Source organism: Streptomyces sp. NPDC046557, from assembly GCF_040645975.1.
GTDB lineage: Bacteria > Actinomycetota > Actinomycetes > Streptomycetales > Streptomycetaceae > Streptomyces.
Genome location: NZ_JBEYZH010000005.1, coordinates 149,135 through 172,742 on the forward strand (window position 1 = coordinate 149,135; position 23,608 = coordinate 172,742).

Consider the following 23,608-nt stretch of genomic DNA (forward strand, 5'->3'; position numbering starts at 1 on the left):
CACCCTTCGTGTTTCACCCGTACGGGCGATGCGCGTACGGGCCTCAGGCCGCTTCGGGCTCCGGAGCGGCCTGTTCGCCGTCGAGGGCCACGTCGGGGGCCCCGTCCCGGCGCTCGGGCCGTACGGGGAGGGAGGCGGGCGGTGTGGAGACGGCGGTGGCGGCCGCGCAGGAGGCGAGCAGCGCCCCCATGGACACGTCCCTGCCCGACGCCCGTTCTGCTCCCGCTGCTGCGCGTGCTGCTCCTGCTGCCGACATGGCTGCCTCCTGGACCGGCCCGGGGCGCTGTACTTAGGCACACCTAACCAGCGCTCGGTACCATGTCACCACGAGCATCCGCACTCGCGCAACGTTTTCCCGACGGACTGTCGGAACGTTGTCCGCCACGGGCCGGGATGTCGGTCGCCCGGCGCCGCGCGTCGGTTGCCCGTCGCCATTGCCGGTCGCCGGTCGCCTGCCCGCTAGCGGGCCACCCGCTCCGCGAGTCCGGCCAGGCCGTCGGCGGCGCCGGCCCAGCGCGTCCCGATCCCCCGCACCGCGACCTCGCGCACGTCGTCGAGGACCTCCTCGTGGCCGACGGCGCGCGCGATCACCACGTGCAACCGGTCGTCGGAGAGTTCCTCGACCTTGCCGTCGCCCCACTCGACGACGACCACGGACTCGGGCAGCGACACGTCGAGGTCCAGGTCCTCCATCTCCTCCAGCCCGCCGCCGAGCCGGTACGCGTCCACGTGCACCAGGGCCGGTCCATCGCCCAGCGGCGGGTGCACGCGGGCGATCACGAAGGTGGGGGAGGTGACGGCCCCGCGCACGCCGAGGCCCTCGCCGAGGCCGCGCGTGAGGGTGGTCTTGCCCGCGCCGAGCTCGCCGGTCAGCAGGACCAGGTCCCCGGGACGCAGCAGGCCGGCGATCCGGCGGCCCAGCTCGCGCATGGAGTCGGGCGAGTCGACGGTGATCAAGGTCTCGGTGACGGTGCCTTCGCCCGCACCGGGCGCGGCGGCCTCAGGAGCCGGGGTGTGCGGCGCTTCTCGCGGTACTTCTTCCATGCGGGCCAACGTTAGTCGCTCCGGAAGTCGCTCCGGTCGCCTCGGCGGGTACATCGCCGGGCGCGTCCACGGGCGGGTTCCGGTGCGCGTTGCCGGGCGCCGCCGCCGGCACGGCGCCGGTGCGCGCCAGCAGACCGTTCAGCAGCGCGGTCACGGCGTCCGGGCGCTCCAGCATCATCAGGTGGCCGGTGTGCTCCAGGACCACCAGTTCGGCGGCGGGCAGCACCTCCTTGATGGCGAGGCTGTGTTCGGGCGGGGTGATCATGTCGCGGTCCCCGGCGATGACGGTGACGGGGATGTCCGCGAACCGCCGCAGCGCGACGGTCTTGTCGTGGACCTGGAAGGCCGGATAGAACTCGGCGACCACGTCGATGGGGGTCGCCTCGATCAGCCGCTCGGCGAAGCGGGCCACGCCCGGGTCGATGTCCCGGGAGCCGAACGAATACTGCTTGATCATGCCCGCGAAGAGGTCGGCGGTGGCGCGGCGGCCCCGCTCCACGAGCTCCACCTGCGAGCCGAGTACCTTGAGCACCCCGGGCAGGAGACGGCGTACGGCGCCCATGCCGACGGCCGGAAGACCGTACGTGACCTCGGACAACCGTCCGCCGGAGGTGCCGACCAGGGCCACGCCGAGTACGCGCTCCCGTACGAGGTCCGGGAACTGCTCGGCCAGCGCCATGATCGTCATACCGCCCATGGAGTGGCCGACGAGCACCAGCGGGCCGTCGGGGGTGGTGGCGTCGATCACCGCCTTGAGGTCCCGGCCGAGCTGCTCGATGGTCACCGGTTCGCCGTCGGCCTGGGCGAGGCCGCGCATGCTGCGGCCGTGGCTGCGCTGGTCCCAGTAGACGGAGCGGACGGTTCCGCGCAGGGCGGCGCGTTGGAAGTGCCAGGAGTCCTGGCCGAGGCAGTAGCCGTGGCAGAAGACGACGGTCGCGGCGGGCGGCTTCTTGCGGCGGGGCCTCCCGCGCCGGCCCGGCTCCTCGGGCAGTTCGTCGACCTCGTAGTACAGCTCGGTGCCGTCCTCGGCGTGGCAGATGCCCTCCGCCCCGCGCAGGGACCCGTAGTCCCCGGCGGCGTCGAGGGCGAGCCGCGCCTTCCTGCGGATGCCGCGACCCACGGTGATCCGCTCGACCGCGACGCCGGCGGCCGCGCCGGCGGCTATGACGCCGATGGCCGCTCCGGCCCAGCCGGCCTTGCGCCAGTTCTCGCTCACGCGGTCGCCGTCCTCACTCGGCCGTCCTCAGCCGTACTCCGCCCCGCTCAGCCGTTGCGGTACACCCTGGGCACGCGGCCCCCGATACGGGTGACGATCTCATACGCGATGGTGCCTGCCGCTTGAGCCCAGTCCTCGGCGGTGGGTTCGCCCAGGTCACCGGGTCCGAAGAGGATCGCCGGGTCCCCGGCGCGCACGTCGGCGCCCTCGATGTCGACGACGAACTGGTCCATGGCCACCCGGCCGGCGACCCGCCTCACGGCGCCGCCGACGAGGACGGGACCGGTTCCGGAGGCGTGGCGGGGGACGCCGTCCGCGTACCCGACCGGGATCAGGGCCAGCCGCGTCTCACGGTCCGTCACGTAGTGGTGTCCGTAGCTCACTCCGTGACCGGCGGGCACGTCCTTGACCAGCGCGACGGACGCCCGCAGGGTCATCGCGGGGCGCAGGCCGAGCTGCTCGGGCGTGCCCAACTCGGGCGCGGGCGAGACGCCGTAGACGGCGATCCCGCAGCGCACGAGGTCGAAGTGGCTGTCGGGGAGGGTGAGCGTGGCGGGCGAGTTGGCGATGTGCCGGACCTCGGGCTCGACGCCCTCCTTCTCGGCGTAGACGAGCATCTCGCGGAAGGCGGTGAGCTGGAGGGCGATGGAGGGGTGTCCGGGCTCGTCGGCACAGGCGAAGTGCGACCACACACCGGTGACGTGGACGGTCCCCTCGGCCTGCGCGGCGACGGCGGCGCCCACGAGTTCCGCCCAGTCGGCGGGCTGGCAGCCGCCCCGGCCGAGGCCGGTGTCGGCCTTGAGCTGGACACGCGCGACCCGCCCGGCCGCGCGGGCGGCGGCCCGCACCTCCTCCAGGGCCCACATCGCGCTGACGGAGACGTCCAGATCGGCCTCGACGGCCTCCCGCCAGGGGCCGCCCGGCGTCCACAGCCAGCACATGATCCGGGCCCCGATGCCGGCGGCGCGCAGCGCGAGCGCTTCCTCGGGGGTCGCGGTGCCGAGCCAGGTCGCACCGGCGTCCAGGGCGGCGCGCGCGCAGGGGACCGCCCCGTGGCCGTAGGCGTCCGACTTGACGACGGCCATGAGCTCGGCCCGGGGCGCCCGCTCGCGCAGTGCGCGCACGTTGCCCCGCACGGCGGCTAGGTCGATCTCGGCGTACGCGCGCGTCGGTGTCTCGTTCATCGAGCACAGTCTCTCAGAACCCCTGCCGGCCGCCTCGCGTCCCGCCCGGCGGAGGCGCCCGGCGGAGGCGCCCGGCGCAGACCCGGGGATCAGGGAGGGGCGGACGGGGGTCATGGGGTGCGGACGTCGCGCCAGGCGGACGGGAGGGCTTCGGCGACCTCGTGGGCGAGGAGGGGGGCGCCGCTGGCGGCGCGGCGGGCCGCCAGGCCGTGGAGGTAGGCCGCCACCGAGGCGGCGTCCGGTGCGGACAGTCCCGCCGCCAGCAGGGAGCCCGCCAGTCCGGACAGCACGTCACCGCTGCCGGCGGTGGCCAGCCACGGGGTGCCGGTCGGGTTGACCCGGACCACCCCGCCGTCGCAGACCAGCGTCGTCGAGCCCTTCAGCAGCACCGTCGCCCCGTACCGCCGCGCCAGTGCCCGTACGGCGGCCAGCCGCCCGGCCTCCACCTCCTCGCGCCGGACGCCCAGCAGGGCCGCCGCCTCGCCCGCGTGCGGGGTCAGCAGCGTCGGCGCCGTCCGGGCCCGCACCGCCCCGGGGTCCAGCCCGCGCAGCCCGTCGGCGTCCACCAGGACCGGCACCGGGTCCGCCAGGACCTCCGGGCCCCGCTCGTCCCCCAGTCCCGGCCCGATCACCCACGCCTGCACCCGGCCGCGCCCGATCAGCGTCTCCGGGTACCTGGCCAGGACCGCCTGGCCGACCGCCGCCGGGCCCACGTACCGCACCGCGCCCGCGCCGCCGCGCAGGGCCCCCGCGACGGCGAGCACCGCTGCGCCCGGGTACCGGGCCGAGCCGGCCACGATGCCGACCACGCCCCGTCGGTACTTGTCGCTGGCCGCGCCCGGCTCGGGCAGCAGCCGCGCCACGTCGGCGTGCTGCAACGCCTGCGCGTCCGGCGCGGGGAGGGCGAGTCCGATGTCCACCAGCCGTACCGCCCCGGCCCGCTCGGCGCCCGGGTCGATCAGCAGCCCCGGCTTGTACGCCCCGAACGTCACCGTGACGTCGGCCCGCACCGCCGCCACCGCCACCTCGCCCGTGTCCGCGTCCACCCCGCTGGGCAGGTCCGCGGCCACCACCACCGCGCCCGCCGGAATCCGCTCCACCAACGCCGCGGCCGGCGGCCGCAGTCCGCCGCGGCCGCCGATGCCGAGCAGCCCGTCCACCACCAGGTCGGCCCGGACCGGCACGGCCGCCGCCACCGTGCCGCCCGCGCCGCGCAGGGCGGCCAGGCCGCCCGGGTGCATCCGCTGGGGGTCCATCGGCACGGCCGTCACGCCGGCGCCGCGCCGGGCGAGCCGTGCGCCGGCGTACAGCGCGTCGCCGCCGTTGTCCCCCGGGCCCACCAGCAGCACGACCCGCGCTCCGTACACCCTCCCCAGCAGCCCTGCGCAGACGGCGGCCAGCCCGGCCGCCGCCCGCCGCATCAAGGTGCCCTCCGGCAGCCGCGCCATCAGCTCGTGCTCGGCGGCCCGTACGGTCTCCACGCTGTAAGCAGTACGCATGCCCCCACCCTGCCCGAAAAGGGCGCAGCGACCACCGAGGCGGTGGCGTCTACCCCTCGGCGATGACCACGGCGGAGGCCACACCCGCGTCGTGGCTCAGCGAGATGTGCCACGACTTCACGCCGAGCGCCACCGCTCGCGCCTCCACCGTCCCCGACACCCGCACCCGCGGCTGCCCGGTCTCCTCGACGTAGACCTCGGCGTCCGTCCACAGCATCCCGCCGGGCGCGCCGAGCGCCTTGGCGAGTGCCTCCTTGGCCGCGAACCGGGCGGCGAGCGAGGCGGTTCCGCGCCGCTCGCCGCTGGGCAGGGTCAACTCGGCGTCGACGAAGAGCCGTTGCGCCAGGTGTGGCGTCCGCTCCAGGGCGGCGCCGAACCGCTCGATCTCGGCAACGTCAATTCCCACACCGATAATCACAACACCAGATCCCTACTCGACCGTGACCGATTTGGCGAGGTTACGCGGCTGATCCACCTCGTTCCCCCGCGCGGTCGCCAGCTCGCACGCGAACACCTGCAACGGCACCGCCGCCACCAGCGGCTGGAGCAGAGTCGGCGTGGCCGGGATGCGGATCAGGTGGTCCGCGTACGGGACCACCGCCTCGTCACCCTCCTCCGCGATCACGATCGTGCGCGCACCGCGGGCCCGGATCTCCTGGATGTTCGACACGATCTTGTCGTGCAGCACCGAACGCCCGCGCGGCGACGGCACCACGACCACCACCGGCAGATCCTCCTCGATCAGCGCGATCGGCCCGTGCTTGAGCTCGCCCGCCGCGAAACCCTCCGCGTGCATGTACGCCAGTTCCTTGAGCTTGAGCGCGCCCTCCAGCGCCACCGGGTAGCCGACGTGACGCCCGAGGAACAGCACGGTGTTCTTGTCGACCAGCGACCGCGCCAGCTCCCGCACCGGCTCCATCGTCTCCAGCACCGTGTCCACGGCCGCGGCGATGTCCGACAACTCGCGGATGACCGCGCGGATCTCGTCGCCCCACTTCGTACCCCGCACCTGTCCGAGGTACAGCGCGACCAGGTAGCAGGCCACCAGCTGGGTCAGGAACGCCTTGGTCGAGGCGACGGCCACCTCCGGGCCGGCGTGCGTGTACAGCACCGCGTCCGACTCGCGGGGGATCGTCGACCCGTTCGTATTGCAGACGGCCAGCACCTTGGCGCCCTGCTCGCGCGCGTGCCGCAGCGCCATCAGGGTGTCCATGGTCTCGCCGGACTGCGAGATCGCGATCACCAGCGTCCGCTGGTCCAGGATCGGGTCGCGGTAGCGGAACTCGCTGGCCAGTTCCGTCTCGCACGGGATGCGCGTCCAGTGCTCGATGGCCAGCTTCGCGATCATGCCCGCGTGGTACGCCGTACCGCACGCCACGATCACGACCTTGTCGACCTCACGGAGTACCGAGGCGGGGATGCGTACCTCGTCCAGGGTCAGCAGGCCGCTCGCGTCGATCCTGCCCAGGAGGGTGTCGGCGACAGCCTTCGGCTGCTCGGCGATCTCCTTGAGCATGAAGTAGTCATATCCCCCCTTCTCGGCCGCCGAGGCGTCCCAGTCCACGTGGTACGCCCGCACCGTCGCGGCCGAACCGTCGAAGTTGGTCACCGAGACCCCTCCGCGGCGGAGCTCGACGACCTGATCCTGCCCCAGCTCGATCGCGGACCGCGTGTGGGCGATGAACGCGGCCACGTCCGAGGCGAGGAAGTTCTCACCCTCTCCAACGCCCACCACCAAGGGGGAGTTCCGGCGCGCCCCGACCACCACGTCCGGCGCGTCGGCGTGCACCGCTACCAGCGTGAACGCGCCCTCCAGCCGCCGGCAGACCCGCCGCATGGCCTCCGCAAGATCCCCTGACGCGACATCGAACTGCTCGGCGAGCAGGTGCGCCACGACCTCGGTGTCCGTCTCGGACTCCAGCTTGTGCCCGCGCTCGGCCAGCTCGGCGCGCAGCACGGCGAAGTTCTCGATGATCCCGTTGTGCACGACCGCCACGCGCCCCGAATTGTCGAGGTGCGGATGGGCGTTGACGTCGGTGGGGCCGCCATGGGTCGCCCACCGGGTGTGTCCGAGGCCCGTGGAGCCGGCCGGCAGCGGGTGCCCGACCAGTTCCTTCTCCAGGTTGACCAGCTTGCCGGCCTTCTTGACCGCGTCCAGGCCCCCGTCCGCGAGCACGGCGACACCCGCCGAGTCGTAGCCGCGGTACTCCAGCCGCTTGAGCCCGGCGATGACCACATCGAGCGCCGACTGCGCTCCCACGTAACCCACAATTCCGCACATAGGCGGCAGGGTACGCCGTGGCCGGCCCCCTGCCCCGTACCCGAACCGGACGAAAACCCCGCCCCGGCGAATGTGCCGGAGCGGGGTTGACGCCCAGCTGAGGGCAAGTCAGTCGATCAGGGGAGCAAAGGTCGCTCAGAGCTTCTTCGCCTGCGCGTCCACGACGGCCTTCGGCTGCTCGGCCTCGCCGGTCAGGCTGAGCGCGGTGAACGTCGCGAGGGTGTTGCCCTTGCGCAGGACGACCACGCGGGCCACGTTCCTGTCGCCGTCGCCCAGGTCCATCACGGTGACGAAGGAGACGGCCTCGTCGCCGCCGGGGAGCACGGTGTCCGCCTTGACGCTCTCGATGGCCGTCTTCTCCCCCGCCTGCGTCACCGAGAAGCCGCCCGCGCACGCCTCGACGCCCGCCTTGACGGCGCCGATGGCCTCCTCGGCGCCCTTCCCGTCGTAGGAGACCAGCGCCACCGACGTGGCCGTCGTCTTGGAGGTGTCCGCGCGCGCGTCCGCCTTCTCGGCGCCCGCGCCCTGGGCCGCGGCCCGGGGCTTGCCGCTCGCGACCACCCGGGCGACGCCGGCGGACGCGCCGATCGGCTGCATGCCCTCGGTCTGGGCCAGCGGCTTGCAGGGCGCCTTGTCGGTCTCGATCGGGTCGTCCTGCGCCGCGCTGTCCTCCACCCGCTCCAGCCGGTGGTCCGGCAGGTCCGCCTCGGTCACCAGCAGCGGGCGCAACTCGCCGGCCGTCTTCCCCTTGGCGCCCGCCGCGGCCACGCTCGAAGCCGCGGCGGACGGCCGGGTGGCGGACGAGCGGGCGGCGTTTTTGAAGTCGGCCTCGGCCCCGCCGTCCTTGCCCGAGCCGCAGGCCGTGGCCAACAGCGTCAGGGACACCGCCGAGGCGGTCAGGACGGCACGACGAACAAGCACGGTACGCACGAAAGATCTCCCCCGGAACACGAAAACACACAGAGGCAGCCCCGGGCGGCGCCCTCGGTCGGAGGCGCGCACCGGAGCTGCGGCGATCAGCAATGTACGGCGGGAAGCACACGCGGACGATCCGGTTTTCACAGACCGTCGTCAATCGTGATCGCCGCGAGACCGACACGACACTCGAATCGATATCCGCCCCCGGCAGGGCCCCGTCCGCACGGGGCCCCGGCCCGCTCCGGCCCTCCTCCGGCACGTGACCGACCACACCACCCATAAGCGAGCCCGAGCCCCGACAATGGCCATGTGATCACTTCGCCGCCACGGAGCACGCCCGGCCGCGCAACGGAGCGCGCCGGCCACCGCCGGCCCGCCGAGGCTTCCCCCTACGTCGACCTCACCCGGGCCGAGTGGAGCGCCCTGCGCGAGCGCACCCCGCTCCCGCTCACCGCCGACGAGGTCGAGCGGCTCCGCGGCCTCGGCGACGTCATCGACCTCGACGAGGTCCGGGACGTCTACCTCCCGCTGTCCCGATTGCTGAACCTCTACGTCGGCGCCACCAGCAACCTCCGCGGCACCCTGAACACCTTCCTCGGCGACGCCGGCAACGGCCACGGCGCACAGCAGGGAACCCCCTTCGTCATAGGGGTCGCCGGCTCCGTCGCCGTCGGCAAGTCCACCGTCGCCCGTCTGCTCCAGGCGCTGCTCGCGCGCTGGCCGGAGCACCCCCGGGTCGAGCTCGTCACCACCGACGGCTTCCTGTACCCGATGAAGGAACTCCGGCGCCGCGGCCTGACCGCCCGCAAGGGATTCCCCGAGTCGTACGACCGCCGGGCGCTCACCCGCTTCGTCGCCGACATCAAGGCAGGCAAGGACGAGGTCACGGCCCCCGTGTACTCCCACCTGATCTACGACATCGTCCCCGGCGAGCAGCTCGTCGTCCGCCGCCCGGACATCCTCATCGTCGAGGGGCTCAACGTCCTCCAGCCGGCCCTGCCGGGCAAGGACGGCCGGACCAGGGTGGGCCTCGCCGACTACTTCGACTTCAGCGTGTACGTGGACGCGCGCCCCGAGGACATCGAGCGCTGGTACCTCAACCGGTTCCGGAAGCTGCGCGAGACCGCCTTCCAGAATCCTTTCTCCTACTTCCGCAAGTACACGCAGGTCTCCGAGGAGGAGGCCCTGGAGTACGCGCAGACGATGTGGCGGACCATCAACAAGCCCAACCTGATGGAGAACGTGGCCCCGACCCGCGGCCGCGCCACCCTCGTCGTGCGCAAGGGTCCGGACCACAAGGTGCAGAAGCTCAGCCTGCGCAAACTCTGAAAAAGCTACTGTTCCGGCATGTTGCACCTGCGGATGATCACCCCGCCCGACCGGACGCACGCCGTCCTCCGCCTCGTCGAGAACACCGTCGGCACCACCCACCTGGTGGTGCTGACCGGTGCGGCCCTCGTCCCCGCCGGTGATGTCGTCCTGTGCGACGTCGCGCGCGAGGCGGCCGACGAGCTGCTGCAGGCCCTGCGCGCACTGGGCATCGACGAGGACGGCGCGATCTCGGTCGAGAACATCGCCCTCACCCTCTCCAAGCGTGCCGACGAGGCCGAGGAGGAGGCGCCCGGCGAGGCCGCCGACGCCGTGCTGTGGGAGCAACTGAGCGAGGCGACGCACGAGGAGTCGACCCTCACGGTCACCTACGTCGCATTCATGATCGTCGCGACCCTGATCGCCGCCTGCGGCGTGGTCCTGGACAACGCCATCCTGATCGTGGGCGCGATGGCCGTCGGCCCGGAGTTCGGCCCCCTGGCCGGCGTCTGCACGGGCATCGTCCGGCGGGCCCTCAAGCCGGCGGTGCGTTCGCTGGTCGCCCTGCTGACCGGGTTCGCCGCGGCCATCACGGCGACCACCCTGTTCAGTCTGGCGATGGAGGCGCTGGGCCTGTTCCACCGGTCCATGCTGGACAACCCGCGACCCAACACCAGCTTCATCTGGCAGCCCGACCCGTTCTCCTTCGTCGTGGCCCTGCTCGCGGGGGTGGCCGGGGTGCTGTCCCTGACCTCCGCCAAATCGGGCGCGCTGGTCGGCGTGGCCATTTCGGTGACCACCGTCCCGGCGGCCGCCAACGCCGCCGTCGCCCTCAGCTACGGCGAGGTGGGCCAGATGTGGGGCTCGGCAGAGCAGTTGCTGGTCAACCTGGGCGGGATCATGCTGGCCGGCACCCTGACCCTGTACGGGCAGAAGCTGCTGTGGCGCACCCAGCGTGGCCGCTGGAGCCGCACGCCGCCCGGAACGACCTGAGCCACGCCCCCCCGGCCGGGGACGACCGGGCGGGTACGACCCGAGCCCCGCCGCCCCACGAAGGGGCGACGGGGCTCGGGTGACGACTCCGGTGGCAGGGGCCTAGCCGAGCGCCGATTTCACGGCGTCCGCCAGGCGCCCCGCGACCGCGCGGGCCTGCTCGATGTCGGCGGCTTCCACCATCACCCGTACGAGCGGCTCCGTACCGGAGGGACGCAGCAGCACCCGTCCGGTGGCGCCCAGCTCGCGCTCTGCGTCGCCCACCGCGGCCGCCAGGTCCCCGGAGGTCGCGACCCGGGACTTGTCCACGTCGGGCACGTTGATCAGGACCTGCGGCAGCCGCTGCATCACGCCCGCCAGCTCCGCCAGCGACCGCCCCGTGGCCGCGACGCGGGCGGCCAGCAGCAGACCGGTCAGGGTGCCGTCGCCGGTGGTGGCGTGGTCGAGGATGATCACGTGGCCGGACTGCTCACCGCCCAGCGCGTAGCCGTGCTCCTTCATCGACTCCAGCACGTAGCGGTCGCCGACGCCGGTCTGCACGACCTGGATGCCCTCGGCCTCCATGGCCAGCTTGAAGCCCAGGTTCGACATGACGGTGCCGACCACGGTGTTCTCACGGAGCTGTCCCGCCTCGCGCATGGCCAGCGCCAGCACCGCGAGGATCTGGTCCCCGTCGACCTCCGCGCCGGAGGCGTCCACGGCCAGGCAGCGGTCGGCGTCGCCGTCGTGCGCGATGCCGAAGTCGGCGCCGTGCTCGACGACGGCCTGCTTCAGCAGACCGAGGTGGGTGGAGCCGCAGCCGTCGTTGATGTTCAGGCCGTCGGGTTCGGCGCCGATCGTGACGATCTCCGCGCCCGCCCGGGCGAACGCCTCGGGGGAGACGTACGCGGCCGCGCCGTGTGCCTCGTCCAGGACGACCTTGAGGCCGTCGAGACGGTTGGGGAGGACCCCGATGAGGTGGGCGACGTACTTCTCGAAGCCCTCGGTGTAGTCCGAGACCCGACCCACGCCACCTCCGGTGGGACGGTCCCAGGGGGCGCCGGTGCGGTGCTCCTCGTAGACGGACTCGATCCGGTCCTCCAGCTCGTCGGCGAGCTTGTGGCCGCCGCGCGCGAAGAACTTGATGCCGTTGTCGGGCATCGCGTTGTGGCTGGCGGAGAGCATCACGCCGAGGTCGGCGCCCAGCGCACCGGTGAGATACGCCACCGCCGGGGTGGGCAGCACACCGACGCGCAGGACGTCCACGCCCGCGCTCGCGAGGCCCGCGACGACCGCGGCCTCCAGGAACTCACCGGAAGCGCGGGGATCCCGGCCGACCACGGCGGTCGCCCGATGGCCCGCGAAGGTACCCGCCTCGGCCAGTACGTGCGCGGCCGCCACGGAGAGACCGAGCGCGAGCTCGGCCGTCAGATCCGCGTTGGCGACGCCTCGTACACCGTCCGTCCCGAAGAGTCGTCCCACTGTTGTCCTCCCGAGTTCACGCTTCGCTTAGTACCGCTGTGTGACAGATATGTGCCGCTTGTGGCGGTAAACGAACCGCCCCGGCAGCACAGAGAGTGCTGCCGGGGCGGTTTCGTTGCAGAACAGCAGGCGCAGATTAACGCTTGCTGTACTGCGGAGCCTTACGGGCCTTCTTGAGACCGGCCTTCTTGCGCTCGACCGCACGGTCGTCGCGGGAGAGGAAGCCGGCCTTCTTGAGCGCCGGGCGGTTGTTGTCGACGTCCGCCTCGTTCAGCGCACGGGCCACACCGAGGCGCAGGGCGCCGGCCTGGCCGGAGACGCCGCCACCCGCGATGCGGGCGATGACGTCGTAGCGGTTGTCGAGCTCAAGGAGCTTGAACGGCTCGTTGACTTCCTGCTGGTGCACCTTGTTGGGGAAGTAGTCCTCAAGGGTGCGACCGTTGATCTTCCACTTGCCGGTGCCCGGGACGATCCGGACGCGGGCGATGGCGTTCTTGCGACGACCCAGGCCGGCGGCCGGCTGGGGGTCGCCGAAGCGACCGGCAAGGGACTCGGAGGTGTAGTCGCCCTCGACGACGACCTCGGACTCGCTGGTGTACTCCTCGACGTTGCCCTCGAACTCTTCGACGGGGGTCGTCTCGGCGGTGGTCTCGGCCACGATGCTCCTCAGAATTTTCTACGTCTTAGGGGGTGGCCGGAACTACTGCGCGACCTGGGTGATCTCGAACGGCACCGGCTGCTGGGCAGCGTGGGGGTGCTGGTCGCCCGAGTAGACCTTCAGCTTCGAGAGCATCTGACGGCCCAGGGTGTTCTTGGGGAGCATGCCCTTGACGGCCTTCTCGACGGCCTTCTCCGGGTTGTTCGCCAGGAGGTCGTCGTAGCGGACGGAACGCAGACCACCCGGGAAGCCGGAGTGGCGGTACGCCATCTTCTGGGACGCCTTGTTGCCGGACAGGTGGACCTTGTCGGCGTTGACGATGATGACGAAGTCGCCCATGTCCATGTGGGGGGCGTAAGTCGGCTTGTGCTTACCCCGCAGGAGGGCAGCGGCCTGGGTCGCCAGACGGCCGAGGACAACGTCCTGGGCGTCAATGACGAGCCACTGGCGCGAGATGTCGCCGGGCTTGGGGCTGAACGTACGCACGCGTATGCCTTCGCTTCTTCAGTGGTGGGTCATCCCCAGGGCGTGAGCCCACAGGGAAGGGTCCTGACAAGGGTCACCACGGACGATCACGACAGCCCTGGTCCACTACGGGGACGCAACCCGTGTGAACCGCTGGTCATCGGCCCGGTGGACCGGCGTAAGGCCCTTTCACGTGAGAATGAGAAAGCCAATACGCATAACAAACCAGCAGAGTACCCAAGAGGACCCGTACGGGTCAAAACGCGGTCCGCGATGCCGATTCTGCAGGCGTCGCGGCGCACTCCGGTTCGGTCCTGGGTGGGGACCCCGCAGTTGTTACTGGATCCAGAGTAACCCGAACGGAGCGCAGCGCTCGACGCACCAGCATGATCGCGAGCCCGCACAGGGTGGCGCAGTCCTTGAACGCCCGCCGCTTGTGGGCCAGCTCGGAGGGCCACGGCACCAGCGCCACCTGGGGCGTCAGGGCCAGCCAGAACCAGGGCGAGCGGGGCATCGAGCCCGGCCGCACTGCCGAGGCCAGCAGCAGCGGAAGCACCACCAGCAGGTAGTGGTCGAAGGACGGCCGCGAGACCAGGAATGCGGCGAGCATCACCATGCAGGCCGTCTCCGCGAGCCGCAGCTCTCCCCCGTCCGCGTCCCCCGGACCGTCCGTACGCCGCCACCGCCGCCACGCAGCGACCAGCCCGCCCAGCGCCCCTGCCCCCGTCAGCAGCACCGCGACCGGCTCCGGCACCCCCAGCCGGGGCAGCACCGCGATCGGCGAGGCGTCCCAGGGCAGCGCGTACGCGTCCTGCCCACGGAGCAGGAACGGCAGGGTCTTGGTGACGAACAGCGTCGGGCTCGGCATCATCAGCGCCCCGAGCAGCGAGACGCCGAGCGGCACCAGCACGGCCACCGCCAGCCCCCGCCACTGCCGGGCCAGTACGAAGAGCAGCCCGATCGGCACCAGCATGGGCTTGCAGGCGATGGCCAGCCCCACCACCAGCCCCGCCGCCGCCCAGGACCGACGGTGCGCGAACAGCAGCGCCATGGGCAGCGCGGCCGCCGAGATGGCGGTCCAGTTGCCGATCAGCACGAGGTTCACGTACGGCTTGTAGGCCAGGGCGAGCGCGGCGAACCCGCCGACCGCGAAGCGGGAGCGCGCCGGCACCGAGAACAGCCGCAGCGCGGCCCACCAGCCGACCGCCAGCAGGACGGACATCGCCGGCGGGAGCACCCAGCGCAGCACCGGCTGGGGCAGCAGCGCCTCGGGGACGGCCATGATCACGGCGCTCGGGAGGTAAAGGAACCGCTTGTCCTCGTACGGGGACCCGCCCCCCAGCAGCGTCTGGGCCGCCTTGACCACGAAGGCGTTGTCCGAGCCCCAGTTCTCCCGCAGGCTGGTGGAGACCGCGATGCCGAGCACCACGGCCAGCGCCACCGCGTGCCAGGGCCCCGACGCCGGCCGCAGCAGCCAGACCACCAGCCGGTGCCCGAACGCGGGGTCCCGTACGGTTTCCCATCCCCTGAGCAGGGTGCCAGGCCGCAGCCGCACAACGCCTCCCGATCGCCGCTCGGGGGCGGTCTCCCCCTAGCGCTCGCGCTCGACCCTACGTTCGTCCCAGACCGGTTCCAGAGTCTCTCGCACAACACCGTCCGAACCGAAGACCAAGTAACGGTCAAATGTGCGGGCGAACCAGCGGTCGTGCGTGACGCACAGCACCGTGCCGTCGTACGCCTCCAGGCCGTCCTGGAGGGCCTCCGCGGACTCCAGGTCGAGGTTGTCCGTCGGCTCGTCCAACAGCAGCGCCGTGGTACCGGCCAGCTCCAGCAGCAGGATCTGGAACCGCGCCTGCTGGCCGCCCGACAGCTTCTCGAACGGCTGGTCCCCCTGCCGCTCCAGCTCGTAGCGGCGCAATGCGCCCATCGCCGCGCCGAGCGGCTTGGCCGCCTCCGTCCACAGGATGTCGACGAGGGTGCGGCCGAACAGCTCCGGGTGCGCGTGGGTCTGGGCGAAGTGGCCCGGGACCACCCGCGCGCCGAGCTTCCAGGTACCGGTGTGCTTGACGTCATCGCCCGCCAGCAACCGCAGGAAGTGCGACTTGCCGGAACCGTTGGAGCCGAGCACCGCCACCCGCTCCCCGTAGAAGACCTCCAGCGAGAAGGGCTTCATCAGCCCCGTCAGCTCCAGGTTCTCCACGGTCAGCGCGCGCACACCCGTCCGGCCGCCCTTGAGCCGCATCCGGATGTCCTGGTCGCGCGGCGGCTCCGGCGGCGGGCCGGCCTCCTCGAACTTCTGGAAGCGGGTCTGCATCGCCCGGTAGCGGGAGGCCATGTCGGGGCTGGAAGCGGCCTGGTTGCGCAACCGCAGCACCAGGGCCCTCAGCCGGGCGTGCTCCTCGTCCCAGCGCCGCTTGAGCTCCTCGAAGCGCGCGAAACGCTCCTTGCGGGCCTCGTGGTAGGTGGCGAAACCCGCGCCGTGCACCCAGACGTCCGAGCCCGTCGGGCTCGCCTCCAGGCTGATGATCTTCTCGGCAGCCTGGGTGAGCAGCTCCCGGTCGTGGCTGACGAAGAGGACCGTCTTGCGGGTGGCCCGCAGCTGCTGCTCCAGCCACCGCTTGCCGGGCACGTCGAGGTAGTTGTCCGGCTCGTCGAGCAGCAGCACCTCGTCCGGCCCGCGCAGCAGCGCCTCTAGCACCAGCCGCTTCTGCTCACCGCCGGAGAGCGTACGGACCTCGCGGAACTGCGCCTTGTCGTACGGGACGCCCAGTGCGGCCGTCGTGCAGACGTCCCACAGGGTCTCGGCCTCGTACCCCTGGACGTCCGCCCAGTCCGAGAGCGCCTGCGCGTACGCCATCTGCGCTGCTTCGTCGTCGACCGTCAAGATCAGCTGCTCGGCGCGGTCGACGGCCTTCGCCGCCTCCCGGATCCGCGGCTGCGCCACCGACACCAGCAGGTCCCGCACGGTCGTCTCGTCCCGCACCGAGCCCACGAACTGCGACATCACCCCGAGGCCGCCGCTGACGGTGACCCCGCCGGCGTGCGGCTGGAGGTCGCCCGAGATCAGCTTGAGCAGGGTGGTCTTACCGGCCCCGTTCGCCCCGACCAGGGCGACCACCGACCCCTCCCCCACGCGGAAGGAGACGTCGGGGAGCAGGGCCCGCCCGTCGGGAAGGTAGTACTCCAGGTGGCCGGCTTCGAGATGTCCCATGCCGCGCATTGTCCAGCCCCGGCCCCGATCCGCCCAAACGGATAACCGGACCGGCCGGCCCGGCGGCGGTCAGCAGCAGCCGGCTCCCGGCAGGGTGCGCAGGTTCCGCGCCTCCTTGCTGCGGGCCGCCAGCAGCTCGTCCGCCGGGTATCCGACCTCCTCCAGGGTGAGGCCGTGCGGCTTGACCACGTGCACCGAGGAGTCCCGTACGGCCGCCTCCAGCACCTTGCCCGGCCAGTCGACCGGCCGGTGGCCGTCCCCGACGTGCAGCAGGGCACCCACCAGCGAGCGGACCATGTTGTGGCAGAAGGCGTCGGCGCGCACCGTCGCGGTGACGACGCCGTCCTCCGCGCGCTCCCAGGCGAGCTGCTGGAGCGTACGGATGGTCGTGGCGCCCTCGCGCTTCTTGCAGTACGCGGCGAAGTCGTGCTCGCCCAGCAGCGCGGCGGACGCCTCGTTCATGGCGTCCACGTCCAGCGGCCACTGGTGCCACAGCACGTGCCCTCGGCGCAGCGGATCGACGCCTGCCTGGTGGTCGCCCACCCGGTAGGCGTAGCGGCGCCAGATCGCCGAGAACCGCGCGTTGAAGCCCTCGGGGGCCCGCGCGGCCTTCCACACCCGTACGTCGTGCGGCAGGCGTCCCGCGAGGCGCCGCAACAGCTTGTCGTGGTGTTCGGCCCACACCTCCTCGGCCAGGTCGAACTGTGCGACCTGCCCGCGCGCGTGCACACCCGCGTCGGTCCGCCCGGCGACGGTCAGCTCGACGGGCTCCTTCAGCCGCATCACGGTCTGCAGGGCGTTCTCCAGCTCGCCCTGCACGGTCCGCAGCGTGCGCTGCTTCGCCCAGCCGGAGAAGTCCTTGCCGTCATAGCTCAGGTCCAGCCGTACCCGGACGTGTCCGGGCTCCACCTCGTCACTCACGTGACCGATCCTCTCAAAAACGCAAGGACGTCAGAAAACGCGGAACGGACCCGCCCCGGGAAGGGGCGGGCCCGTTCAGAGCCGATCAAGCAAGCTCGATCCCGACCGGGATCAGGCCTCCTTGGTCTCCTCGGCGGCGGGCGCCTCGGCCACGGCCTCGGCGTCCTTCGCGGCACGCTTGGTGGCGGCCTCGGCCTCACCGGTGGCCTGCTGCGCGACCGTCAGGGCCTCGACCAGCTCGATGACCGCCATCGGGGCGTTGTCGCCACGACGGTTGCCGATCTTGGTGATGCGCGTGTAACCACCGGGGCGGTTCTCGTAGCGCGGGGCGATCTCGGTGAACAGCGTGTGCACGATGCTCTTGTCCGTGATCGTCTGCAGCACCAGGCGACGGTTGTGGATGTCGCCCTTCTTGGCCTTGGTGACCAGACGCTCGGCGTAGGGACGCAGGCGGCGGGCCTTGGCCTCGGTGGTGGTGATGCGGCCGTGCTCGAAGAGCGCCTTCGCGAGGTTCGCGAGGAGGTGCTTCTCGTGCGCGGCGCTGCCGCCCAGGCGGGCACCCTTTGCGGGACGCGGCATGGTGTTACTCCTTCATATCTGCACCGGCCGTGTCAGGTACCGGTGTCAGTTCCCCCGGAGCGGATGCCCCGGGAAAGTCTCGATCAAGCCCGGCCGGCGACTGAGGCCAAGGACCTCGGCCGCCGGCAACGGGAAGAATCAGTACTGCTCGGTCTCGACGAAACCGGCGTCCGCGTCGTCGTCGGCGCCGAAGGCGTCGGCGGCGGCGGTCGGGTCGAATCCGGGCGGGCTGTCCTTGAGGGCCAGGCCCATGCCGGCCAGCTTCGCCTTGACCTCGTCGATCGACTTCGCACCGAAGTTGCGGATGTCGAGCAGGTCGGCCTCGGAGCGGGCGACGAGCTCACCCACGGAGTGGATGCCCTCGCGCTTGAGGCAGTTGTAGGACCGAACGGTGAGCTCAAGCTCCTCGATCGGCAGCGCCAGGTCGGCGGCAAGGGCGGCGTCCGTCGGGGACGGGCCCATGTCGATGCCCTCGGCGTCGATGTTGAGCTCGCGCGCCAGACCGAACAGCTCGACCAGGGTCTTGCCGGCGGACGCCATGGCGTCGCGCGGGCGCATGGCCTGCTTGGTCTCGACGTCGACGATCAGCTTGTCGAAGTCGGTGCGCTGCTCGACTCGGGTCGCCTCGACCTTGTAGGTGACCTTGAGGACCGGGCTGTAGATGGAGTCGACCGGGATGCGGCCGATCTCCTGACCCAGCTGCTTGTTCTGGACGGCGGAGACGTAGCCGCGACCGCGCTCGACGGTCAGCTCCATCTCCAGCTTGCCCTTGCCGTTGAGCGTGGCGAGGACCAGGTCCGGGTTGTGCACCTCGACACCGGCCGGGGGCGCGATGTCGGCAGCGGTGACCAGGCCGGGACCCTGCTTGCGCAGGTACATCACGACCGGCTCGTCGTGCTCCGAGGAGACGACCAGCTGCTTGATGTTGAGGATGATGTCGGTGACGTCTTCCTTGACGCCCGGCACGGTGGTGAACTCGTGCAGGACGCCGTCCACGCGGATGCTGGTGACAGCGGCACCCGGGATCGAGGACAGGAGCGTGCGGCGCAGGGAGTTGCCGAGGGTGTAGCCGAAGCCCGGCTCCAGCGGCTCGATCACGAACCGCGAGCGGTACTCGTCGACGACCTCTTCGGTCAGCGAAGGACGCTGAGCGATAAGCATGTCTGTGTTCCTTCAGTCGTGGACGCCCACTATTTGACGCCCGACAGATACTGCTGGGTACTGCAAGGGTACGGGCGGCACGGCCCCCGAAGGGGTCGTACCGCCCGGACACTCGAAGACGCACAGGTGCGTCCGCCGCGTCAGACGCGGCGGCGCTTCGGCGGGCGGCAGCCGTTGTGCGGGGTGGGGGTGACGTCCTGGATCGAGCCGACCTCAAGGCCGGTGGCCTGGAGGGAGCGGATCGCGGTCTCGCGGCCGGAGCCCGGACCCTTCACGAAGACGTCGACCTTGCGCATGCCGTGCTCCTGCGCGCGGCGGGCGGCCGACTCGGCGGCCATCTGCGCGGCGAAGGGGGTGGACTTGCGCGAGCCCTTGAAGCCGACGTGGCCGGCGGAGGCCCAGGAGATCACGTTGCCCGAGGGGTCCGTGATCGAGACGATGGTGTTGTTGAACGTGCTCTTGATGTGGGCGTGCCCGTGAGCGACGTTCTTCTTTTCCTTGCGGCGCACCTTCTTGGCAGCGCCCTGACGACCCTTGGGGGGCATCTAAATCTCCTACGGGAGGTGGTCGGTCCTACAGCGCAAGACCGCTGAACAGGACTACTTCTTGCCCGGCTTCTTCTTACCGGCGATCGCGCGACGCGGGCCCTTGCGGGTACGCGCGTTCGTGCTGGTGCGCTGACCGTGCACCGGCAGGCCACGACGGTGGCGGATGCCCTGGTAGCACTGGATCTCGACCTTGCGACGGATGTCGGCCTGGATCTCGCGGCGGAGGTCACCCTCGGTACGGAGGTTGGCGTCCACGTACTCGCGGATCTTGACCAGGTCCTCTTCGGCCAGGTCACGAACGCGGGTGTTGGGGTTCACGCCGGTGGAGGCGAGGATCTCCTTGGACCGGGTGCGCCCGATACCGAAGACGTAGGTGAGTGCGATCTCCACGCGCTTTTCGCGCGGGATGTCAACACCGGAAACGCGTGCCATTCAATGGCTCCTGTGTGTTCGGGGGTCTTCCGCAGAACCGTTCCCGACCGCCGACCACTCCTGATGGGTGATGGTACGTCCGGGTCCCCGGCCCCCGCCGGAGGTGCCGCCGGCCCCGTTCAGGGCTGGGCGGGTTCTGCGTATGTACGTTTTCTTACGTCGCGCGAAGAACTGCGGAAGGCAGGTCGGTCGGCGTGCGTCAGCCCTGGCGCTGCTTGTGGCGCAGGTTGTCGCAGATGACCATGACCCGGCCGTGACGGCGGATCACCTTGCACTTGTCGCAGATCTTCTTGACGCTCGGCTTGACCTTCATGTGGGTGAGGTTCTCCGGGTCAGTGCCACCACCCGCGCCGGACCAGATGCCCGGTCGGGAGTGAGGACAAGATCTACTTGTATCGGTAGACGATCCGGCCACGCGTCAGGTCGTACGGAGACAGCTCCACCACGACCCGGTCATCGGGAAGAATACGGATGTAGTGCATGCGCATCTTGCCGCTGATGTGCGCGAGGACTTTGTGACCGTTCTGCAGTTCCACCTTGAACATCGCGTTCGGGAGGGACTCGATCACGGTGCCCTCGATCTCGATGGCACCTTGCTTCTTGGCCACGCTTCGCCCTTCGAATCGGCTACCTTGATCAGCTCCGGTGCTTCGCATGAAGACATGCGGATGCAAAGGAGCCGACGAGTCAGTCTACGTCAGGGCACCCAGAAAGACGAATCCGGAAAGTTTGCCCCACACACTAGATCACCAATCCTGGACACCTCGCCCGGGACCGGTGGTACGCGGCTAGCCCAGCGGGTCGGGAGCCGTGGTGACCCCGTACTCCGCCAGCTTCGCCTTGCCGCAGTCCGGGCTCGTCAGCACGATCGGGCCCGCTTCCGTCAGGGCGATCGAGTGCTCCCAGTGCGAGGACCAGGTGCCGTCCGTGGTGATGACCGTCCAGTCGTCCGCCAGGACCTCCGTCTGGGCGGTGCCCAGCGAGACCATCGGCTCGATCGCCAGACACACGCCAGGGACCAGCTTGATGCCCTTGCCTCGCTTGCGCGAGACGTAGTTCAGCAGGTGCGGGTCCATGTGCATCTCGGAACCGATGCCGTGGCCGCCGTAGTCCTCGATGATCCCGTACTTGCCGGTGGCCGGACGCGGCTGGCGGCGGATGTAGCCTTCGATCGCCTTCGAGATGTCCACCAGGCGGTTGCCGAGCTTCATCGCGGCGATGCCGGCCCACATCGACTCCTCGGTCACCCGGGACAGCTCGATCAGCTCCGGGGCGTGACCGGTGCCCACGAACGCCGTGTACGCGGCGTCGCCGTGCCAGCCGTCCACGATCGCGCCCGCGTCGATCGAGATGACGTCGCCGTCCTTGAGGACCGTCTTGTCATCCGGGATGCCGTGGACGACGACCTCGTTCACCGACGTGCAGATCGTCGCGGGGAAACCGCCGTACCCGAGGAAGTTCGACTTCGCGCCGGCGTCCGCGATGACCTTGCGGGCCACCATGTCCAGGTCCCGGGTCGTGGCGCCCGGCACGGCCGCCTCACGGGTCGCCGCGTGGATCGCGGCGACGACCAGCCCCGCCTCGCGCATCTTCGCGATCTGCTCGGGCGTCTTGAGCTGCACCATGGAACGGCCTTCCACCTTCTGAAATCGGGACTTCTCAACAGTACGGCCGCGGTGCCTCTGGGACACCGCGGCCGTACCTGCACAACGAGGGGGTGAAACGGGGGCTACTTCTTCAGGGCGTCCATCGCGCGTCGCGTGACGTCCGCGACCTCACCGAGGGCGGGGATCGTCGACACGAGGCCCTGGGCCTTGTAGTAGTCGATGATCGGCTCGGTCTCCGCGTGGTACACGGCCAGCCGGTTGCGGACCGTGTCCTCGGAGTCGTCCCCACGCTGGTACAGCTCGCCGCCGCAGTGGTCGCAGACACCCTCGACCTTCGGCGGCGCGTACGCGACGTGGAAGACGTGCGCGGAGTCGTTGCGGCAGGTCCGGCGACCGGCGATGCGCTTGACGACCTCGTCCTCCTCGACCTCCAGGTCGAGGACGGCGTCGAGGTGGAGACCGGCGGCCTTGAGGATCTCGTCGAGCGCCTCGGCCTGCGACAGGTTGCGCGGGAAGCCGTCGAGCAGGAAGCCGTTCGCGGCGTCGGGCTGCTCCATCCGGTCCTTGGCCATCCCGATGGTGACCGAGTCGGGGACGAGCTCGCCGGCGTCCATGTACGACTTCGCGCTCTTGCCGAGCTCGGTGCCCTGGCTGATGTTGGCGCGGAACAGGTCGCCCGTGGAGATGTGCGGGATCGACAGGTTCTTGGCGAGGAACGCGGCCTGTGTTCCCTTGCCGGCGCCGGGGGGCCCGACGAGGACGATACGCATCAGCGGAGGAACCCTTCGTAATTACGCTGCTGGAGCTGGCTCTCGATCTGCTTCACGGTTTCCAGACCCACACCCACGATGATGAGGATGCTCGTCCCGCCGAACGGGAAGTTCTGGTTCGCTCCGAAGCCCGCCAACGCCATTGTCGGCACGAGAGCGATCAGACCCAGGTACAGCGACCCCGGCCAGGTGATCCGGTTGAGTACGTAGCTCAGGTACTCGGCGGTAGGCCGGCCGGCGCGGATGCCCGGGATGAACCCACCATACTTCTTCATGTTGTCTGCAACTTCCTCGGGGTTGAACGAGATCGCCACGTAGAAGAACGCGAAGAACACGATCAGGAGGAAGTAGGCCGCGATGTAGTAAGGGTGGTCGCCCTTGACGAAGTGCTTCTGGATCCAGGTCGCCCAGCTCGCCGTCGAGCCGCTGAACTGCACGACCAGCGCGGGGATGTAGAGCAGCGACGAGGCGAAGATGACCGGGATGACACCGGCCTGGTTGACCTTGAGCGGGATGTAGGTCGACGTCCCGCCGTACGCGCGGCGCCCGATCATGCGCTTCGCGTACTGGACCGGGATCCTGCGCTGCGCCTGCTCGACGAAGACCACCAGGGCCACCATGGCGAGACCGACGAGGATCACCACGCCGAACTCGACCCAACCGTCGGCGATCTTGCCCTGGAGCTTGATCTGCCACATGGCGCCGATGAAGCCGGCCGCGATCGAGATGAACATCAGGATCGACATGCCGTTGCCGATGCCGCGGTCGGTGATGAGCTCGCCGAGCCACATCACGACACAGGTGCCGGCGGTCATGGTGAGCACCATCGTGATCATGGTGAAGATCGAGCGGTCCGAGACGATCTCGGTGCGGAGCTGGCAGGAACCGAAGAGCGCACCCGTCTTGGCGGTTGCCACCAGACCCGTGCCCTGGAGGATCGCGAGCGCGACCGTCAGGTAACGCGTGTACTGGGTGATCTTCGCCGTGCCGGACTGACCCTCTTTCTTGAGGTTCTCCAGCTTCGGGATGACCACGGTCAGCAGCTGCAGGATGATGCTCGCCGTGATGTACGGCATGATTCCGAGCGCGAAGATCGTGATCTGCAGCAGCGCGCCACCGCTGAACATGTTGACGAGGCCGAACAGGCTGTTGCCGGTCCCTGCCTGGTCCACACAGAACTGGACGTTCTTGTAGTTCACGCCGGGGACCGGGATGTGGGACCCGAGGCGGAACAGCACGATGATGGCGAGCGTGAAGAGCAGCTTCTTGCGCAGGTCGGGCGTCTTGAACGCCCGGGCGAACGCGGTGAGCACGGTGCCTCCTGCGACCCCCGCGCTACTGCGTCAGAGGTG

General features: G+C 70.6%; 25 protein-coding genes. 2 read left to right on the forward strand and 23 right to left on the reverse strand.

Annotation, left to right across the window (positions count from 1 at the left end):
- Positions 1–43: 43 nt before the first annotated feature.
- The 8 genes from ABZ934_RS13920 to ABZ934_RS13955 form a co-directional block, all read right to left on the reverse strand.
- Positions 44–256, reverse strand: a complete 213-nt coding sequence (locus tag ABZ934_RS13920) for a hypothetical protein (protein ID WP_361312401.1) — start codon at positions 254–256, stop codon at positions 44–46.
- Between the two features lie 203 nt (positions 257–459).
- Positions 460–1,044, reverse strand: coding sequence for a tRNA (adenosine(37)-N6)-threonylcarbamoyltransferase complex ATPase subunit type 1 TsaE (gene tsaE / locus ABZ934_RS13925; RefSeq protein ID WP_361312403.1), 585 nt, complete (start codon positions 1,042–1,044; stop codon positions 460–462).
- Positions 1,001–2,260: an alpha/beta hydrolase gene (locus ABZ934_RS13930; protein ID WP_361312405.1), complete on the reverse strand. Its 1,260-nt coding sequence runs from the start codon at positions 2,258–2,260 to the stop codon at positions 1,001–1,003. Before ABZ934_RS13930 ends, tsaE begins: the two co-directional genes overlap by 44 nt.
- Positions 2,261–2,307: 47 nt before the next feature.
- A complete protein-coding gene (gene alr / locus ABZ934_RS13935) occupies positions 2,308–3,444 on the reverse strand; it encodes an alanine racemase (protein WP_361312407.1) in 1,137 nt (378 codons plus the stop codon).
- Positions 3,445–3,554: 110 nt separating this feature from the next.
- Positions 3,555–4,943 carry an NAD(P)H-hydrate dehydratase gene (locus ABZ934_RS13940; RefSeq protein ID WP_361312409.1) on the reverse strand — a complete coding sequence of 463 codons (1,389 nt, stop codon included), beginning with the start codon at positions 4,941–4,943 and terminating at the stop codon, positions 3,555–3,557.
- Between the two features lie 49 nt (positions 4,944–4,992).
- Complete coding sequence (locus tag ABZ934_RS13945; RefSeq protein ID WP_361312411.1) at positions 4,993–5,361, reverse strand: holo-ACP synthase; 369 nt, start codon at positions 5,359–5,361, stop codon at positions 4,993–4,995.
- A 12-nt stretch (positions 5,362–5,373) separates the two neighbouring features.
- Entirely contained in the window at positions 5,374–7,224 is a 1,851-nt protein-coding gene (gene glmS, locus ABZ934_RS13950) for a glutamine--fructose-6-phosphate transaminase (isomerizing) (RefSeq protein ID WP_361312412.1), read from the reverse strand.
- 135 nt (positions 7,225–7,359) lie between these two features.
- Positions 7,360–8,154: a hypothetical protein gene (locus ABZ934_RS13955; protein WP_361312413.1), complete on the reverse strand. Its 795-nt coding sequence runs from the start codon at positions 8,152–8,154 to the stop codon at positions 7,360–7,362.
- A 297-nt stretch (positions 8,155–8,451) separates the two neighbouring features.
- Here ABZ934_RS13955 and coaA point away from each other — a divergent pair, with 297 nt between their 5' ends.
- Together coaA and ABZ934_RS13965 are read left to right on the forward strand one after the other, a co-directional pair.
- Positions 8,452–9,471 carry a type I pantothenate kinase gene (gene coaA, locus ABZ934_RS13960; RefSeq protein ID WP_361312415.1) on the forward strand — a complete coding sequence of 340 codons (1,020 nt, stop codon included), beginning with the start codon at positions 8,452–8,454 and terminating at the stop codon, positions 9,469–9,471.
- Positions 9,472–9,489: 18 nt separating this feature from the next.
- The gene (locus ABZ934_RS13965; protein ID WP_361312417.1) at positions 9,490–10,443 is read left to right on the forward strand and encodes a DUF389 domain-containing protein; all 954 of its coding nucleotides are present in this window, start codon (positions 9,490–9,492) and stop codon (positions 10,441–10,443) included.
- 102 nt (positions 10,444–10,545) lie between these two features.
- Here ABZ934_RS13965 and glmM read toward each other — a convergent pair whose 3' ends face one another.
- The 15 genes from glmM to secY all read right to left on the reverse strand — a co-directional run bounded on the left by glmM (position 10,546) and on the right by secY (position 23,569).
- The gene (glmM, locus tag ABZ934_RS13970) at positions 10,546–11,904 is read right to left on the reverse strand and encodes a phosphoglucosamine mutase (protein ID WP_361312419.1); all 1,359 of its coding nucleotides are present in this window, start codon (positions 11,902–11,904) and stop codon (positions 10,546–10,548) included.
- Between the two features lie 136 nt (positions 11,905–12,040).
- The gene (gene rpsI, locus ABZ934_RS13975; RefSeq protein ID WP_361312420.1) at positions 12,041–12,562 is read right to left on the reverse strand and encodes a 30S ribosomal protein S9; all 522 of its coding nucleotides are present in this window, start codon (positions 12,560–12,562) and stop codon (positions 12,041–12,043) included.
- 42 nt (positions 12,563–12,604) lie between these two features.
- The gene (rplM, locus tag ABZ934_RS13980; RefSeq protein WP_136213237.1) at positions 12,605–13,048 is read right to left on the reverse strand and encodes a 50S ribosomal protein L13; all 444 of its coding nucleotides are present in this window, start codon (positions 13,046–13,048) and stop codon (positions 12,605–12,607) included.
- 235 nt (positions 13,049–13,283) lie between these two features.
- On the reverse strand, positions 13,284–14,582 hold the full coding sequence (locus ABZ934_RS13985; protein ID WP_361312422.1) for a glycosyltransferase family 87 protein: 1,299 nt from the start codon (positions 14,580–14,582) through the stop codon (positions 13,284–13,286).
- A gap of 36 nt (positions 14,583–14,618) precedes the next feature.
- Positions 14,619–16,238, reverse strand: a complete 1,620-nt coding sequence (locus tag ABZ934_RS13990; RefSeq protein WP_361312424.1) for an ATP-binding cassette domain-containing protein — start codon at positions 16,236–16,238, stop codon at positions 14,619–14,621.
- Positions 16,239–16,307: 69 nt separating this feature from the next.
- Entirely contained in the window at positions 16,308–17,159 is an 852-nt protein-coding gene (gene truA, locus ABZ934_RS13995; protein WP_361312425.1) for a tRNA pseudouridine(38-40) synthase TruA, read from the reverse strand.
- A gap of 111 nt (positions 17,160–17,270) precedes the next feature.
- Positions 17,271–17,738 (reverse strand): 50S ribosomal protein L17, encoded by a 468-nt coding sequence (gene rplQ / locus ABZ934_RS14000; RefSeq protein WP_030298228.1) that lies wholly within the window; start codon positions 17,736–17,738, stop codon positions 17,271–17,273.
- Positions 17,739–17,876: 138 nt separating this feature from the next.
- Complete coding sequence (locus ABZ934_RS14005) at positions 17,877–18,899, reverse strand: DNA-directed RNA polymerase subunit alpha (protein ID WP_007265920.1); 1,023 nt, start codon at positions 18,897–18,899, stop codon at positions 17,877–17,879.
- Between the two features lie 140 nt (positions 18,900–19,039).
- Positions 19,040–19,444, reverse strand: coding sequence for a 30S ribosomal protein S11 (gene rpsK, locus ABZ934_RS14010; protein WP_003956432.1), 405 nt, complete (start codon positions 19,442–19,444; stop codon positions 19,040–19,042).
- A 54-nt stretch (positions 19,445–19,498) separates the two neighbouring features.
- Entirely contained in the window at positions 19,499–19,879 is a 381-nt protein-coding gene (gene rpsM / locus ABZ934_RS14015) for a 30S ribosomal protein S13 (RefSeq protein WP_030710357.1), read from the reverse strand.
- Between the two features lie 199 nt (positions 19,880–20,078).
- Positions 20,079–20,192, reverse strand: coding sequence for a 50S ribosomal protein L36 (rpmJ, locus tag ABZ934_RS14020; RefSeq protein ID WP_003956441.1), 114 nt, complete (start codon positions 20,190–20,192; stop codon positions 20,079–20,081).
- A gap of 73 nt (positions 20,193–20,265) precedes the next feature.
- The gene (infA, locus tag ABZ934_RS14025) at positions 20,266–20,487 is read right to left on the reverse strand and encodes a translation initiation factor IF-1 (RefSeq protein ID WP_003956442.1); all 222 of its coding nucleotides are present in this window, start codon (positions 20,485–20,487) and stop codon (positions 20,266–20,268) included.
- A gap of 180 nt (positions 20,488–20,667) precedes the next feature.
- Positions 20,668–21,504 (reverse strand): type I methionyl aminopeptidase, encoded by an 837-nt coding sequence (map, locus tag ABZ934_RS14030; RefSeq protein ID WP_361312427.1) that lies wholly within the window; start codon positions 21,502–21,504, stop codon positions 20,668–20,670.
- Positions 21,505–21,608: 104 nt separating this feature from the next.
- Positions 21,609–22,256, reverse strand: coding sequence for an adenylate kinase (locus ABZ934_RS14035; protein ID WP_361312429.1), 648 nt, complete (start codon positions 22,254–22,256; stop codon positions 21,609–21,611).
- The gene (gene secY, locus ABZ934_RS14040) at positions 22,256–23,569 is read right to left on the reverse strand and encodes a preprotein translocase subunit SecY (RefSeq protein WP_136213232.1); all 1,314 of its coding nucleotides are present in this window, start codon (positions 23,567–23,569) and stop codon (positions 22,256–22,258) included. The genes ABZ934_RS14035 and secY overlap by 1 nt, the downstream gene beginning before the upstream one ends.
- Positions 23,570–23,608 lie beyond the last annotated feature (39 nt).